General features: G+C 60.0%; 10 protein-coding genes and 5 pseudogenes. 4 read left to right on the top strand and 11 right to left on the bottom strand.

From position 1 onward, the window contains the following. Nucleotides 1–84 precede the first annotated feature (84 nt). On the bottom strand, nucleotides 85–2,085 hold the full coding sequence (locus tag AB7M22_RS13355) for a peptidase U32 family protein (protein WP_454186642.1): 2,001 nt from the start codon (nucleotides 2,083–2,085) through the stop codon (nucleotides 85–87). Nucleotides 2,086–2,198: 113 nt separating this feature from the next. Between AB7M22_RS13355 and AB7M22_RS13350 the strand changes: the two are divergent. Continuing rightward, nucleotides 2,199–2,390: pseudogene (locus AB7M22_RS13350) on the top strand (spermidine/putrescine ABC transporter substrate-binding protein PotF); the annotation flags it as partial. 60 nt (nucleotides 2,391–2,450) lie between these two features. On the opposite strand, the gene AB7M22_RS13345 reads toward AB7M22_RS13350, so the two are convergent. The 3 genes and pseudogenes from AB7M22_RS13345 to AB7M22_RS13335 form a co-directional block, all read right to left on the bottom strand. Continuing rightward, on the bottom strand, nucleotides 2,451–3,098 hold the full coding sequence (locus AB7M22_RS13345) for a hypothetical protein (protein ID WP_454186641.1): 648 nt from the start codon (nucleotides 3,096–3,098) through the stop codon (nucleotides 2,451–2,453). Further along, a pseudogene (locus AB7M22_RS13340) lies at nucleotides 3,095–3,610 on the bottom strand (methyl-accepting chemotaxis protein); the annotation flags it as partial. The gene AB7M22_RS13345 and the pseudogene AB7M22_RS13340, both read right to left, overlap by 4 nt. A 1,011-nt stretch (nucleotides 3,611–4,621) precedes the next feature. Further along, nucleotides 4,622–5,032 (bottom strand): annotated as a pseudogene (locus tag AB7M22_RS13335) (helix-turn-helix domain-containing protein); the annotation flags it as partial. A gap of 11 nt (nucleotides 5,033–5,043) precedes the next feature. Between AB7M22_RS13335 and AB7M22_RS13330 the strand changes: the two are divergent. After that, nucleotides 5,044–5,199, top strand: a complete 156-nt coding sequence (locus tag AB7M22_RS13330; protein ID WP_454186640.1) for a hypothetical protein — start codon at nucleotides 5,044–5,046, stop codon at nucleotides 5,197–5,199. Nucleotides 5,200–5,208: 9 nt separating this feature from the next. On the opposite strand, the gene AB7M22_RS13325 is transcribed toward AB7M22_RS13330, so the two are convergent. The 6 genes from AB7M22_RS13325 to AB7M22_RS13300 all read right to left on the bottom strand — a co-directional run bounded on the left by AB7M22_RS13325 (nucleotide 5,209) and on the right by AB7M22_RS13300 (nucleotide 12,025). Beyond that, on the bottom strand, nucleotides 5,209–6,201 hold the full coding sequence (locus tag AB7M22_RS13325) for a LacI family DNA-binding transcriptional regulator (protein ID WP_454186639.1): 993 nt from the start codon (nucleotides 6,199–6,201) through the stop codon (nucleotides 5,209–5,211). 75 nt (nucleotides 6,202–6,276) lie between these two features. Continuing rightward, a complete protein-coding gene (locus tag AB7M22_RS13320; RefSeq protein ID WP_454186638.1) occupies nucleotides 6,277–7,779 on the bottom strand; it encodes a glycoside hydrolase family 32 protein in 1,503 nt (500 codons plus the stop codon). Continuing rightward, nucleotides 7,776–8,900, bottom strand: coding sequence for an ABC transporter ATP-binding protein (locus tag AB7M22_RS13315; protein WP_454186637.1), 1,125 nt, complete (start codon nucleotides 8,898–8,900; stop codon nucleotides 7,776–7,778). The genes AB7M22_RS13320 and AB7M22_RS13315 overlap by 4 nt, the downstream gene beginning before the upstream one ends. A gap of 27 nt (nucleotides 8,901–8,927) precedes the next feature. Continuing rightward, complete coding sequence (locus tag AB7M22_RS13310; RefSeq protein WP_454186636.1) at nucleotides 8,928–9,770, bottom strand: carbohydrate ABC transporter permease; 843 nt, start codon at nucleotides 9,768–9,770, stop codon at nucleotides 8,928–8,930. After that, nucleotides 9,767–10,729, bottom strand: coding sequence for a carbohydrate ABC transporter permease (locus AB7M22_RS13305; protein WP_454186635.1), 963 nt, complete (start codon nucleotides 10,727–10,729; stop codon nucleotides 9,767–9,769). Before AB7M22_RS13305 ends, AB7M22_RS13310 begins: the two co-directional genes overlap by 4 nt. A gap of 21 nt (nucleotides 10,730–10,750) precedes the next feature. Then, nucleotides 10,751–12,025 (bottom strand): ABC transporter substrate-binding protein, encoded by a 1,275-nt coding sequence (locus AB7M22_RS13300; protein WP_454186634.1) that lies wholly within the window; start codon nucleotides 12,023–12,025, stop codon nucleotides 10,751–10,753. Nucleotides 12,026–12,192: 167 nt separating this feature from the next. Here AB7M22_RS13300 and AB7M22_RS13295 point away from each other — a divergent pair, with 167 nt between their 5' ends. Then, nucleotides 12,193–13,758: a carbohydrate porin gene (locus AB7M22_RS13295; protein WP_454186633.1), complete on the top strand. Its 1,566-nt coding sequence runs from the start codon at nucleotides 12,193–12,195 to the stop codon at nucleotides 13,756–13,758. Between the two features lie 125 nt (nucleotides 13,759–13,883). Here AB7M22_RS13295 and AB7M22_RS13290 read toward each other — a convergent pair. After that, nucleotides 13,884–14,009 (bottom strand): annotated as a pseudogene (locus AB7M22_RS13290) (alanine racemase); the annotation flags it as partial. On the opposite strand from AB7M22_RS13290, the pseudogene AB7M22_RS13285 reads away from it, so the two are divergent. Next, a pseudogene (locus tag AB7M22_RS13285) lies at nucleotides 14,009–14,614 on the top strand (methyl-accepting chemotaxis protein); the annotation flags it as partial. The pseudogenes AB7M22_RS13290 and AB7M22_RS13285 sit on opposite strands and share 1 nt — an antisense overlap. Nucleotides 14,615–15,154 lie beyond the last annotated feature (540 nt).

Genomic DNA, 15,154 nt, shown 5'->3' with positions numbered 1-15,154 from the left:
ATGCCTGCAAATTCTTCTTGGTGACGCCTTTGACATTCAGCCGTCTTGCGAACGCAGCGCCGTAGCGCCGCGCTCGCAAGTCACTCAGTGGGGCGCGCGAGGGATGGTCTTGAGCAGGTCTTCAGGGCTGATGTGGCCGACGACTTGCTGCACCACGCTGCCCGGTTGTGGCAGGTCAAGGATGTGTCCCTTCATCTTGCCGATCACATGCATCTCGCAGGGCTTGCAGTCGAACTTCAGCGTCAACACCTCGTCACCGTGCACCAACTGCATCGGCGCGACCTTGGTGCGCACGCCGGTGACGCCCTTGGCCTGTTTGGGGCAGAGGTTGAAAGAGAAGCGCAGGCAGTGCTTGGTGATCATCACCGGCACCTCGCCGGTCTCTTCGTGAGCTTCATAGGCCGCGTCGATCAGCTTGACGCCGTGACGGTGATAGAAGTCGCGGGCTTTCTGGTTGTAGACGTTGGCCAGGAACGACAGGTGCGATTCCGGGTACACCGGTGGCGGATCGGTCTCGGCCTTGCGACCACCCCGTGGGTGGGCCTTGATGCGGGCAGCGGTCAGCGTTTCGATGACTTCGCGGCGCAAGGCCTTGAGCTGCGAGTTGGGGATGAAATACGCCTGCGGTGCATCCAGCTCAATCGCTGTGGCGTGGTACTGAGTGGTGCCCAGTTGGCCGAGCAGGTCGTGCAGTTGCTCCAGGGCCTGTTCCGGCTTGTTGGCCAGACCGAATGGACCGTCCAGGGCGACACTGGCGCTGACACCTTCCTCGCTGGTGGCCGTCAGCTCCAGGCAATCCTCACGCAGGCGAGCGACCCAGGCAAGACCCACCCGGCGCTCGGCGGAAGTCTTGAGCAGGGCCTGCTGCCAGTTGTGGTCGAGGTTGCGGCTCAGTGGGTGATTCGGTCGCAACTGGTGCAACCCCTTCGGCATCTCATTGGGCTCCACACGATAGCGGTAGCGCTTTTCCCCGTCCTCTTCGAACTCGCCTTTCGGCTCGGCGATGTTGGTACGCCAGCCCACCACCTCGCGCTTGACCAGCACATTGAGGCCGTCGCCGTTGGACAGCGGTTCGTGGGTGACCACCAGCAGATCGCGCTTGCCGACTTTCTCCACCACGCCCACCGGCAGGCCGGTGAAGGTCGGTGTGTCGAAGGCGCCGATGTCGATCTTGCGGTCGCTGACGAAGTAGTCGGTGCTGCCACGGTGGAAGGTCTTTTCCGGGTCGGGCAGGAAAAAGTGCGCGGTGCGGCCGCTGGACGCGCGGGCCAGGTCCGGGCGGTCTTCGAGGACGTCGTCCAGGCGCTGGCGATAGTAGGCGGTGATGTTCTTCACATAGCCCATGTCTTTGTAGCGACCCTCGATCTTGAACGAGCGCACGCCGGCTTCCACCAGCGCGCGGATGTTGGCGCTCTGGTTGTTGTCCTTCATCGACAGCAAGTGTTTTTCGTAAGCGATAACACCGCCTTTTTCGTCCTTGAGGGTGTACGGCAGGCGGCAAGCCTGGGAGCAGTCGCCACGGTTGGCGCTTCGGCCGGTCTGCGCGTGGGAGATGTTGCACTGGCCGGAGAACGCCACGCACAGCGCGCCATGGATGAAGAACTCGATCGCCGCATCGGTTTCGTCAGCGATGGCGCGGATCTCTTTGAGGTTCAGCTCGCGGGCCAGTACCAGTTGGGAGAAGCCAGCCTGGTCGAGGAACTGCGCCCGCGCCAGGGTGCGGATGTCGGTCTGGGTGCTGGCATGCAGCTCGATCGGTGGGATATCCAGCTCCATCACGCCCAGGTCCTGGACGATCAGCGCATCGACGCCGGCGTCGTACAACTGGTGGATCAGCTTGCGGGCCGGCTCCAGCTCGTTGTCGTGCAGGATTGTGTTGATGGTGGTGAAGACCCGGGCGTGATAGCGACGGGCAAATTCCACCAATTGGGCGATATCGCTCACCTCGTTACAGGCGTTGTGGCGGGCGCCGAAGCTCGGGCCGCCGATGTACACGGCGTCGGCGCCATGCAGGATGGCCTCGCGGGCAATGGCCACGTCGCGGGCGGGGCTGAGCAGTTCCAGGTGATGTTTGGGTAGGGACATTTTTTTAGTCTGGCTTGTCACGGTCAAGGTGCGCATTGTAGCGGCGAAACGTTTGACCGGCACCCGTATGCAGCCCGATGGCGACTGTTTGCTGAGCGGGGTCGCCGGATAAAGTCAGCAACAGCGTCCACTACGCGAACCCCAACATCGCGGCGGATGAGTATGTTGTTCCGGCCGTGAAGCAGGACCTGGCGATTTACCCGCCAAACCATGTGATGGACAAATTGTTTACCGTAGAGGATCTGCCCGCCGCCATCGCGCGGCTGAGTACTCGTCTGTGGACCAAGTTGAAAACCAATACATAACAATCTGTGCACCTTGGGTTGCGTTGCAGTTCACGCCGCGAAGTCGAATGGAGGTAAGCCTCAGCCCAGATCCCGGCGGATGGCGTCGAGGCGTTCGTCGAGCAATGGGGTGAGCAGGGCGTAGCACTCCGCCGGGGAGATGGACACTGTCGTTGTGCCGATAAGACAGCGTTGCAGTCGTTCGAGAGCGTTGTGCAGCGAGCGGGGGGCATGCCTGAGCAAGCGCTCGTGCAGGTACTGCAATTGAACAAGCATTTGCAGTGGGCAACTCTGATGGGCGGCGGCGCGCACCGACAGGCCGCGCAGCCGCCCCAGGTCTTCCAGCTCCCAACAGCGCTCGGCGATGCTCGGGGGCTGCAGATTAAGCGCGCAGCGCCGCAGTTCGAGGTTCTGGATGGCGCCGAGCAGGTCTTGCAGCAACCGGCAATGGCCCTCGAAATCCGCTGGCTCGCGGCGTAACGCGTTCCAGGCCTGGCACTGTGCGCTATACGGCCATTCTTTCCAGCGTTGGTCGAGCGAATGCCCCAGTGCCTGGCAACGCTGTTGTGCCTCGCGGGTGGTCTGTCCGCCGAGACCGCGATGCTGCTGCAGGCCTTGCAGCAGGTCGAGCCCCAGCAAAAGCATCTGTCTGAGTCCCGCGTCGTTTTGTGGCAGACGGGTTCGTCGGGATTGCCCACCATCGAATGCTGCGGCGAATTGTAGGTTCATGGGCGGTTTCCGACGGTGAGCTGGTTGAGATAATGGGTCAGGTCGTGCAGCGCATGGGTTTGCGTGCTCTGCTCTTGCACCGCGGCATTGACCTGTTGCAACTGTTCGCTGAGGGCATGATTGGCTTGCTGGTGCTCGCTGAGTGCATGCTGCATGGCGCCGAGGTGTTGCAAATTGATCTGACTATGTTGAGCCAGGTCGTCGAGGTTGGCGGCGAGTTGCTCGCTCTGTTGGCTACCGGCTGCCAGCAGGTCACGGTGTTCCTTGACCTCGCCATCCACCTGGCGCACGGCCATGGCAATCGCCGTCGCGGCTGTGGTGATTTCGTGGGTAGCCCGGTCGGTGGCTTGGGCCAGGCTGCGGACCTCATCGGCGACCACTGCGAAACCGCGACCGTGCTCGCCGGCGCGGGCCGCTTCGATGGAGGCATTGAGTGCCAACAACTGGGTCTGTTTGGCCAGTGCCTGAATGCTATTGACGGTGCTTTCTACTGCGGTAGTGCGCTGCAGCAATGCTTCCACGGCGTGTGCGGTATTGCCCAGGCTGTGCTGAATGGCGCGCATGCTGTCACCCACTGAACGCGCCTCCAGACAACCGGATTCGCTCATGGTATGGGCGTTGGCGAAGGCTGCCAGCGCGCCCTGGGCCAAGGCATCAATGCTGTGTAAGGTCTGATCGATTTGCTCGCTGGCGGCGGCGATCATGGCGATTCGTTGGCTCTGTTCCTCACCTTGGTCGCGGGCCTGTTGAGACATTTGCTCCAGCGCACGACTGGCGAACTGTACTTCGCTGCGCAAGCGTTCGTTGTTGCGCAGTTGCATGCTGGCGGCCACCAATAGCGTCGCTGGGTCGGCATCCCGGGAGCTGCGCAGCAGGTGTGCAAGTTCAGTGTCCCAGAATATCTGTAGATGGCGTTGATGACGCTCACGAAGATGCCACGCGCACCCCAGATAGAGGACGCCAGGTATCAGGGTCAGTGCGCTTGCTGGCTGTTCGGCCAGTGCAAGGCCGCAGGCGCCGAGGGCCAACCCGAGTGGTAACCAGAGGCCGATCCTGCTGCGTTCGAGCAGGGTCATGCCAGGGGCGAACAATGACCGCAGTGCAATGCCGGCAGGGCGTGACGTGCCGAGACCGATGTGCGCAGGCGCGAGGGCATGACCCGGGGGGAGCATTCCTTGAGCAGGCATGAGGATTTCCTTTTATGCCGGGGTGAAAGCAAAAACGGCGCACGCCCACCTGTCGCAATGCGCAGGGGAGCGGACGCCGTTGTCCGTGATGTTTGCGAAGCCATCGTCGTTGATGGCTCAAGCCTGATCAGGCCTAAGCAAGTTGTTTGCCAGCCGTGCCATCGACCACCTGTCAGCCTGTCGCTCACGCAATGGGAGGTTTTCCATTCGATGGCTATAGGGCTGCGAAGGTAGAAAAGGCGATCAACGCACCAGTCGCGGGAATTGCCGAGCCGCAGTGCTCTGTTCTGGGGCCGCTTGCTTTTGCCGCGTCGAGCGAAGAACGCCGCTGATTACTCAGCGACGTTTGCCGAAGACCGATTTGGGTGGCTTGCCGAAAAACCGGGTAAAGGCCGCGCTGAAGTTGTTGGGGAATTTGTAGCCCACCTGATAAGCCGCCTGGGCCACCTGGCAACCGCTCTCGAGCAGGGCGTAGGCCTTGCGCATGCGGATCTCGTGAAGCATGCGGTGCGGGGTGGAGTTGAAGCGGTAATGCAGGCCTTCCTTGAGTTTGAACTCATTGAGCCCGACTGCTGCGCACAGGTAGGGGATGGTCAGCGGCTGGTCCATCTGCTCGATCATGATGTCCCGGGCGCGGTCGAGTTTCTCGATGTCGACGGTGCTGAACTGCAGGCTTTCAGGACTGGTCGCAGGGCTCAGCAATTTCAGCTGTTCGGAGAGCAGGCTCAGGGTGTGAATGTGCATGTCTGGCTACGATCGTGCGCAGCGCCGACTTCGAAGATGGGCGCTTTATCGGCCATTGCTATCGCACCACGGCGACGCTGGAGCAGAAGGTCGAATCGGCCTGCGGCAGCTTCTTTCTGTTGGCGGCGCTGCTGGCCTGGACCGGGGAGATCGATCCGCGCTGGATCTGAGCAAAGCCTTCATAGCGACGCCCTGACCACCAACGGGCAATCAACCGGCTGGGCTCCCTCTACCTCAAGGGCTTCGATCAAGTGCCGGGCCGCATTGCGACCGATCTCGTAGTACGGCAATTGCACGGTGGTCAGCGGCGGGATGAACAGTTCAGCGATACCGATCATGTTGTCGTAGCCGAGCACCGCAACGTCGCCGGGAATTTTCAGGCCACGGCCCAACAACAACTGATAAGCACAAAAGGCAATGCGGTCGTTGCCACAAATCAGAATGTCGAATTCCGGGCGACCTTCAATAATGTGCCGGTCGAGGATGGCTGCGGTTTCACCATAGGCGTCATGATCGGAAAGGTCGTATTGCAGGAGTGCGTCAGGCGCAAGGCCAAATGCCTGACAGGCTCGCTGCAGGCCTTTTTGCCGCAGCTCCCAGGCCAGACTCTGTTTGGGCAGATTGATGCACAGAGGGCGCCGATAGCCTTGGCTCAACGCGTGATGTACGGCTCGATACTGCCCGGTTTCGTCGTCTGGCACATAACTCACCAGGCGACTGTCATCCGCCAGGCAATTGGCGAGTACCAGGGGTTTGCTCTTCAAACGCTCGGGAATGCACACCTGGCGAAACCCCATGGCGCTGAAGATCAACCCGTCGGGACGGTGCGACAACATCAGGTCGATGTTCTGGTCGGTGGGCGGGTTGCTCAACAGGTTGAGGATGAACACATTCCAGCCCGCCTGCTGCGCGGTCTGTTCGATGGACAGCAGCAACTCGACCGCGAACGGTGTGGTCGCGGTGTCCAGCGCGAACACACCGATGGTTCGCGACTGAAGGTTGTCGCCGCGCATCTTGCGCGCCGACAGGCTCGGTACGAATTGCAGTTCATCAATGGCGCGACGCACCCGCAGAAGGGTCTCGGGGCTCAGTTTTTCCGGGTTGTTGAGCGCTCGAGAAACCGTCATCAGGGACACGCCGGCCAGTTGTGCAACGTCTTTCACTGAAGTCATGCGAGGCGAGGCCGGTCAGGTTGACGCAGAATCATGACACAGGGCCCGGGCTTCTCGCGACTCGAATGACGCTGCTCATAGCCATCCCGAGGCCAGAGGCCATGCCTTGGGAATGCACACACGTCCGCCACTTCCGCTGGCCAGCAGCTTCACGCCCAGGCTGTCGGGCCGCGGATAGAGGCGACTGCTGAGGCTGAAGCGCCCGTTTTCGTCGAACACCTCGATGGACGAGCGATCGAGAAACACCCGCAGTTCCAGTTGCCCTTGTGTCGGGTCTATCGCCACGCTGCGCTGACCGCTGACTTGCGCACCCGAGCGGCTGCGGTCAAGCACCAGGCGCTGTAGCGCAGCATCGTAGTAAAGCAGGGTTTCTTCATGACCATCATCGCTGCAACGCAAGGCGATTCCGAGGCGGCCGTCGGTGCAGCCGAGCAGATCCAGATGCACATGGATTTCGAGCATATCGCCATTCACTTCCGGCTCCCACCGGGTTCCCGACTCACCCCACCAGAGCGTGCCCGGCAATGGCGCCTGGCGCAGAGCGGTGAGCTCCCGTGCCGGATACACGCTAAGGCGATCGGCGCACAGTTCAAGTTCGCGTGGCAAACCGAGCATGCCGCACCAGTGATGGGCCTGGCTCGGCATCGGGCTTTCCCACATGTCGAGCCACGCCCACACAAGACGCCGGCCATCAGCGGCCAGTAGCGTTTGCGCGGCATAGAAATCGTGGCCGTTATCCAGCTCGATAAAAGGCCCGCCGGTGAAGTGCCATTCGCTGTCGAGGCGGCCCACTCGATAACCGGTCTGGTATTTGTTGAGCCGCTCGTAACCCTGGGGTTGCATGCCTTGAGGGGAGTACAGCAGCACATCGCGCCCATTCAGCCGGAACAGATCCGGGCACTCCCACATATAGCCATCGCCCTCGCTGCCGCTGGCCACATAATCGAGGAACTCCCAAGTGTGCAGATCGGTGGAACGGTACAGCGGCAGCAGCGGTTTATCGCCCAGGCGTGCGCCGGCAATCAGATACCAACAGTCATCCTCCTGCCAGACCTTGGGGTCGCGAAAGTGCATGATCGTGTCTTGCGGCGCGGTCTCGATGACGGCGCCATGCTTGACGAACCGGATGCCGTCGGTACTGGTGGCCAGGCACTGGACTTGACGGATCGAGCGTTCGTCACCCACTTCCCCCAGCCAGGTGTGCCCGGTATAGATCAGCGCCAGGGTATCGCCACACACCACCGCGCTACCGGAAAAACAACCGTCACGGTCGAAGTCATCGCCGGGCGCCAGCGCAATGGGCAGATGCTGCCAATGGACCAGATCGGCACTCTTGGCATGCCCCCAATACATCGGGCCCCATTTCGCTTCGAAAGGGTAGTGCTGATAGAAAACGTGGTATTCGCCACGAAAGTACACCACCCCGTTTGGGTCGTTCATCCAGCCCGCCGCAGGGGCAAGATGATAACCGGGTTGGTAATCGCGGATGACGCGAGACAGGCCATCATTCAGCGCTTGCTGCGCAAGCTCAAGGGTAGCGGACATCGGATCGTTCATGGAATTCAAAGCCAAGGTCATAGGGCTGCTTCTCGTACCGAGTGCAGCAGGACGCCGTGCGGGTAGCGTTTCAAGGCTGTGCCGTCGGCGTCGAACAGGTGCAGGTTGCCGGGGTCCAGCTGCAACTCGACTTGATCGCCCACTCGCCATCCGGCGTTGACTTCACAACGACAGATCAGTGGTTCGTCCTGACCGGTATCGAGGTGCACATAGGTTTCGCTGCCCAGATACTCGACCCCGGTGACGACGACGCCGGCGGTTCCATCCGCTGCCTTGAGCGATACGTGTTCCGGGCGAATTCCCAGGCTCAACTGAGCGTCCGCCGCCAGGTTCGAGCTGTCGAAGGGCAGGGAACTCATCCCCAATACGGGGGTATGAACCAGGCTGGTTTTACCTGGCGCATGCAGGCGCGCCGCCAGAAAGTTCATTCTGGGCGAACCGAGAAAACCGGCGACAAAGTGACTGGCCGGGCGTTCATAGAGTTCGCGCGGTGAGCCGACCTGCTCGACGCGACCGCCATTGAGCACGACAATTTTGTCGGCCAGGGTCATCGCTTCAACCTGATCGTGGGTGACATAGATCATGGTCGAGCCCAGCCGATCATGCAGCCGGGCGATTTCATTGCGCATCTGCACCCGCAAGGACGCATCCAGGTTGGACAGCGGCTCATCGAACAACAGAATGTCCGGTTCCCGCGCCATGGCTCTGCCCATGGCCACACGCTGGCGCTGCCCGCCGGACAGTTCCTTTGGCTTGCGTTGCAGCAGTTTGTCCAACTGCAGGATTTGCGCGGTTTTCAGCACGCGCTCGCGCAGGCTGGTCTTTTCCGTCTTGGCCAGTTTGAGGCCAAAACTGATGTTGTCGTAGACGCTCATGTGCGGGTACAGCGCATAAGACTGAAACACCATGCCGACGCCACGCTCGCGCGGCTCCAGGTCGTTGACCCGACGCCCGTCGATCAGCAGGTCGCCGCCGCAAATCGAATCCAGTCCGGCGATCAGTCGTAGCAGTGTCGACTTTCCGCAGCCCGAAGGGCCGACGAACACCACGAATTCACCCGCCGCGATTTCCAGGCTGACGTCGCGAAGAATCCGCGCGCCGCCCAATTGTTTGTTCACGTTGTCCAGTTTCAATTTGATCACGATGCTGTTCCTTGTCTTTGTTGGGCATCAACCCTTTAACGCGCCGGCAGTGAGACCGGAAACGATTCGGCGCTGGAAGATCAGCACCAGAATCACCAGTGGGACGGTGACCAGCACCGAGGCGGCCATCAACAACCCCCAAGGCAACTCATGAGGGCTGCCGCCGGAAATCAAGGCGATGGCGACCGGCACCGTGCGTTGGGTGTCGGTGAGGGTGAAGGTCAGGGCAAACAGGAACTCGTTCCACGCGGCGATAAAGGCCAATAAGCCAGTGGTGACCAGTGCGGGCCAGAGCAGCGGCAACAGCACTCGGGTCAGCGTGACCCAGGGCGACGCGCCATCCATGATTGCCGCTTCTTCCAGTTCATGGGGCAGCTGCCCCATGAACGTGGTCAGCACCCAGACGGTGAAGGGCAGGGTGAAAATCGTGTAGCTCAGGATCAATGCCCAGGAGGTGTTGTACAGACCGAGGGCGCGGATCACCTCGAACAGCCCCGACAGCACCGCGACCTGGGGAAACATCGACACGCCAAGGACCATCATCAAGACCGTGCCACGCCCACGGAACTTCACCCGGCCCAAGGCATAGGCGGCGGTCAGGCTGAGGAACAGCGCCAGTGTCACCACGCACAGCGCAACCACCAGCGAGTTGCCAATAGCCCGCAGGAATGAGGCTTGATGGAGTACTGCCGCGTAATTGGAGAAGTCGGGGTTATCGATCCAGTAGCTCACCTCGAACAGGGCGCTGGACGGCTTCAGCGACGTCACAATGGCGTAGTAGAAAGGGAAGACCGCATACAGCAGCAGAACCCCGATCAGGCACCAGAATCCGAGACGCAACAGCGATTTTTTCAGTAGGCGCAGGCTCATGACCGGACCTCCAGTTGACGGCGTCCGAGGTAGAGATAAAGCATGGCAATGACCGCAACCACCAGAAACAACAGCGTCGAGGCTGCGCTGCCGTAACCGACGTCCTGGAACTCCACCAGGTGCTGGCGGGCATACACCGACATACTCATGGTGCTCGATGAGTTAGAGGTCAGCACATAGATGACGTCGAATACCCGCAGCGAGTCGAGGATGCGGAAGATCGCCGCCACCAGCAGTGCGGGCATCAGCAGGGGCAGCGTGACATGCCAGAACACCTTCAGCGGATGAATGCCATCGACCCTGGCGGCTTCGTAGCAATCGCTCGGCAACATCTGCAAGGCCGCCAGCATCAGCAGCGTGACAAAAGGCACGGTCTTCCAGACGTCGACGATGATCACCGCCCACATCGACAAATCCGCATCTGCCGTCCAGGCCAGGGGCGCGTCAATCAGGCCGAGGCTCAGCATCAGGTGATTGATGATGCCGAACTGGTCGTTAAGCATCCATGACCAGATCTTCGCCGAGACAATGGTCGGAATCGCCCACGGAATCAGAATCAACGCACGCACCAGCGAGCGGCCGGTGAACTTGATGTTCAGCAGCAACGCCACCAGCAGTCCCAGTACGACTTCCAGGCCCACCGACACCACGGTGAAATGCAAGGTGTTGCGCACCGCGTTCCACCATTGTGGATCGACCAGGATGCCTGACCAGGTGGAACCGTTGTGGAACAGATAATTGCCAAAGCCTATGAAGGTTCCGCCACCGGTGTCCGCCAGGTTGGCGTCGGTCAGGCTGAACCAGAATGTGCGCAATAACGGCCAAGCCGCCACCAGGGCCAGACACAGCAACATCGGCGTCAGAAACAGCCAGGCAGCGCGCACTCGGCGACGTTGTACGGGCGTTTCCCTGGTGAGCAAGAGCTCGTCACAGGGGACATGGGTAGAAGAGACAGACATGGTGATTTCCTTCCTTGTGGCTTACCAGTTCCGGCGTTTGATGCGCGTGAGTTCGCTTTCCAGTTCGGCCAGCGCCTGATCGACAGGCAACTCGCCCGCGAGCACGCCATGCACTCGATCGAAGAACGCATTGGAGACCCGTGGATAGCGATCGGCAGTGATGGAGGCGGGGCGCATCACCCCATCGTTGAGAATGCTGTGCAGCTGAGCGTAATAAGGCATTGCAGCGAGCAATTCGGGGTCTTGATACAGCGACTCGATAACCGGGTTATAGGCGCCTATCAGGGCACGATGTTTTTGCTCTTGGGCACTGGTCAGGTAGCTCACCAGCTCGGCGGCAAGTTTTGGATGGGCGCTGTAACGCGATACCGCCAGACCCCAGCCACCGAGGGTGGATGCATGGCTGCCGGTCTCGCCGCCGCGGGGCAGGGGAGCAACCCCGACCTTGTCTTTTACGGCACTGTCCTGGCTTTGGACCAGGGCCCAGACATACGGCCAGTTACGCATGAACAGCGCATTGCCCGATTGGAACACGCCACGGCCTTCCTCCTCGGTGTAATTGAGTACGCCACGCGGGGAGATGTCGCCGACCCAGCTTTTGGCCAGGGTCAACGCCGTTCTTGAAGCCTGACTGTTGACCACGATGTCGCCTCGTGAATTGACCAGTCCGCCTTCCGGTTGGCTGCTGATCCACTCCAGCGCATTGCACGTCAGGCCCTCGTAGGCGCGCCCTTGAAAGATGTAACCCCACGCATTGGGATTCCCGGCAGTGCGCTCGGCCTGTTGAATGTTCCTGGCGGTAGCGGTCATTTCCTCCCAGGTCTGGGGAACCTGCTGGTTGTACTTCTCGAGCAAGTCCTTGCGGTAATACAACAGGCCCGAGTCGGTGAACCAAGGCATCGTCACCAGCCGCCCGTTCACCGTGGCGTTATCCACCTGTGCCTGGAAGTAGCCTTGCGTCGCGTTGGCTGGAAGTACCTCGCGCAGATCCATCAGGTGTTTAGCCAGCATCCCCGGCCACACCATATCGATTTGAATGATGTCGATGTCGGCGGACTGCGCACTGAGGATCTGTTGGTAGAACGACAACCGCTCGGTCGCCGAGTTAGGCGTGGAAACCACCTCGACGTTGTTGCCGGTCTGTTTCGACCATGCCTCGACAGCCTCCTTGCAGAGTTGTAACTCCGCACCCACCGCACCGCACGAGATCGTCAAATTGGCTGCGCTCGAGAGGGATGGAAGCCCGGCGCAGAGGGTTAGTAGTGCGGCAGGAAGGAGAGATTTCAGCTGTTTCATAAAGCCCTCTTTATTTTTGTTTTTAGAAAAGTTAACGTTAACATCGCCAAATGTAGCAGCGTATTTGCGATGAGGCATCCTTTTTTTCGTCAATTTTGACAATTCACAATTCACGGAAAAAGGCCGGTCACGGGAACAGAAAAATAAAAACAAAACAGGAAATCCACATGCAGAAAGCATCAAGATGGCTACTCGCAGGCGTGCTCAGCACCTCGGCGGCGACCACTCAGGCCGCGACCCTGGAAGAGCGCATGGCTGCGTTTGAAGCCCGTGCCAGCGCGGCGGAAAAACGTGCCGCCGCAGCCGAACAGCAAACCCAGGCACTCGCCAGGGAGTTGCAGCAAATCAAACTCGCCACCCCCACTTTGCAGCCGGCAGCATCCACGGCGACAGCCACAGCAGCCCCCACTCTGGACACCCGGCTGGCAAAACTCGAAGCCCGTCAGCAAAGCATGGAAAAGCAGGGCAGCAGTGGACACCTGACTGACGGTTTCAGCTTCAAGGGCTACGCCCGTTCCGGATTGCTGATCAACGATGGGTTGGGTGGTGGTCGTGGCGGCCCTTATACAACCCCGGCCGGTTCAGTCGGTGGTGCCGTCGGGCGACTCGGTAACGAAGACGACACCTACATGCGCATAGACCTGTCGAAAGAGATGTATGCGCAGAACGGCACCCGATCCAAATTCACCGTGTCCATCGCCGACGGTGTGGAAAGCTCCAATGACTGGACGGCCGAAGAGAGCAACCTGAACGTGCGTCAGGTATTTACCGAACTCGATCATCTCGCCGCCTTCAAGGGCAATTCAGTGTTCGAAAACTCCACTTTGTGGGCAGGCAAGCGATTCGACAGGGACAATTTCGATATCCACTGGCTGGACTCGGACGTGGTCTTTCTGGCGGGCACCGGGGGTGGTATCTACGATGTGCAGATGAACAAGGACTGGCGCTCGAATTACTCCTTGATCGGGCGCAACTACGGGGATTTCAGTGAGGGCGGTGTCAATGCCGATGTGGAAAGCTACATCCTGACCTCCAACCAGTTCTTCGATAACGGTCAGTGGCAGTGGATGTTCAATGGCATTGGCTCAAAGAAAAACGACTTTGGCACCCGCAGCAATGCAGCGGGCCTGACGCCTGCGGATTCCGGTTTGCACAGCATGGTCGCCAATCATCAGAAAAACTTTTTCGGCAGGGAAGGCTTCTTCAAAACGGCGCTGCTCTACGGGCAAGGTCTGGGGGCAGAGGTCAAGAACATCGGTTCGGATGGCGAGCTGATCGACGACGCCCGGGCGCTGCGTCTGGCGCTTTATGGCGAGACACCCATTGCACCCGGCTGGCGCATCGGCCCCAGCTTGTTGGCCGAACAAAGCAAGGACAGGTACGTCAAGGGTGACGATTACCGCTGGATGACCCTGAACGTGCGATTGGCCAATGAAATCAACAGCAATTTCGAGATGGCCTACGAAATGAGCTGGCAAACCATGGACCTCGACCCCAAGGGCTACATGCAACGTAATGCGGTCGACGGTAACTTCTGGAAATTCACCATTGCCCCAACCTTCAAACCCGACGTTGGAGACCTGCTCACACGCCCCGAATTGCGCGTGTTTGCAAGCCTGATGAACTGGTCTTCGGACCTGGACAGATACAGTTCCACAGATAACTTCGGCAAGTCGGACTTCAACGCCGGCGGCGTATGGCAGTACGGCATACAGATGGAAACGTGGTTCTGATTTTCGCCTGATCGGAGCTTGCTCGCGTAGGAGCTGCCGAAGGCTGCGATCTCTTGATCTTTAGCGATTCGTCTGACGCCAAAATCAAAAGATCGCAGTCTTCGTCAGCTCCTACACGTCCATCCTTACCTGGACTTCAACACCTTGGGATTGGAATTACCCCAGATCGTATAGAGGTCGGCCAACAACGCGCCGTTGATGGTCTCAAGCTCGGTCTGGGTAATTTCTTCATCACCCTGCTTGCCATACAGAAAGAACTATCCAGGCGATGAACACGTTGTCCGACATGCTCAGCACCTCCAGCGTCAACATCGAAACCCTCAATAGCAAAACAGTGAATATCGGGCAGATTCTTGAGGTGATCAGCAGCATCTCCCAGCAGACCAATCTGCTGGCACTCAACGCCGCCATCGAAGCTGCCCGTGCCGGCGAGGCCGGGCGCGGTTTTGCCGTGGTCGCCGATGAAGTCCGTAACCTGGCCCATCGCACCCAGGAATCGGCACAACAGGTGCAGACCATGATTGAGGAACTGCAAGTCGGCGCCCGCGAGTCGGTCAGTACCATGAGTCAGAGCCAGCGCCACAGCCTGGAAAGCGTGGAGGTCGCCAACCTGGCCGGCGAGCGCTTGAATAGCGTGACACTGCGCATCGGTGAGATCGATGGCATGAACCAATCGGTCGCCACCGCCACGGAACAACAGACTGCCGTGGTCGAGTCGATCAATACCGACATCAGGGAGATCAACACCCTTAACCGGGACGGCGTGGAAAACCTCCATTCGACCTTGCGGGCCTGCTCCGATCTGGAACAGCAGGCGGCCCGCTTGAAGCAATTGGTGGGCAGTTTTCGGATCTGAGCGGATGCTGATGCCAGTCAGTCAAGCTCAACCCATTGTGGGAGCGAGCCTGCTCGCGATAGCGGAGTATCAGATGCAGAAATGTTCAGTGGGCCGACGCCATCGCGGGCAAGCCCGCTCCCACAGGTATCTGCTTTGACCAACGGATGTGTGCCCGACACTAATCCCTTGTAGGAGCGAGCCTGTTCGCGATAGCGGTCTGGCAGTCACCGGGATGTTGAAGGTGCCGGCCTCATCGCGGGCAAGCCCGCTCCCACAGGTATCTGCTTTGACCAACGGATGTGTGCCCGACACTAATCCCTTGTGGGAGCGAGCCTGCTCGCGATAGCGGTCTGGCAGTTACCGGGATGTTGAAGGTGCCGGCCTCATCGCGAGCAAGCCCGCTCCCACAGGTATCTGCTTTGACCAACGGATGTGTGCCCGACACTAATCCCTTGTAGGAGCGAGCCTGTTCGCGATAGCGGTCTGGCAGTCACCGGGATGTTGAAGGTGCCGGCCTCATCGCGAGCAGGCTCGCTCCCACAGGTATCTGCTTTGACC

The organism is Pseudomonas sp. ADAK2 TE3594 (genome assembly GCF_053628675.1).
The sequence above is the reverse complement of the archived record's forward strand: the minus strand, read 5'-3'. Positions and strand labels throughout refer to the sequence as shown.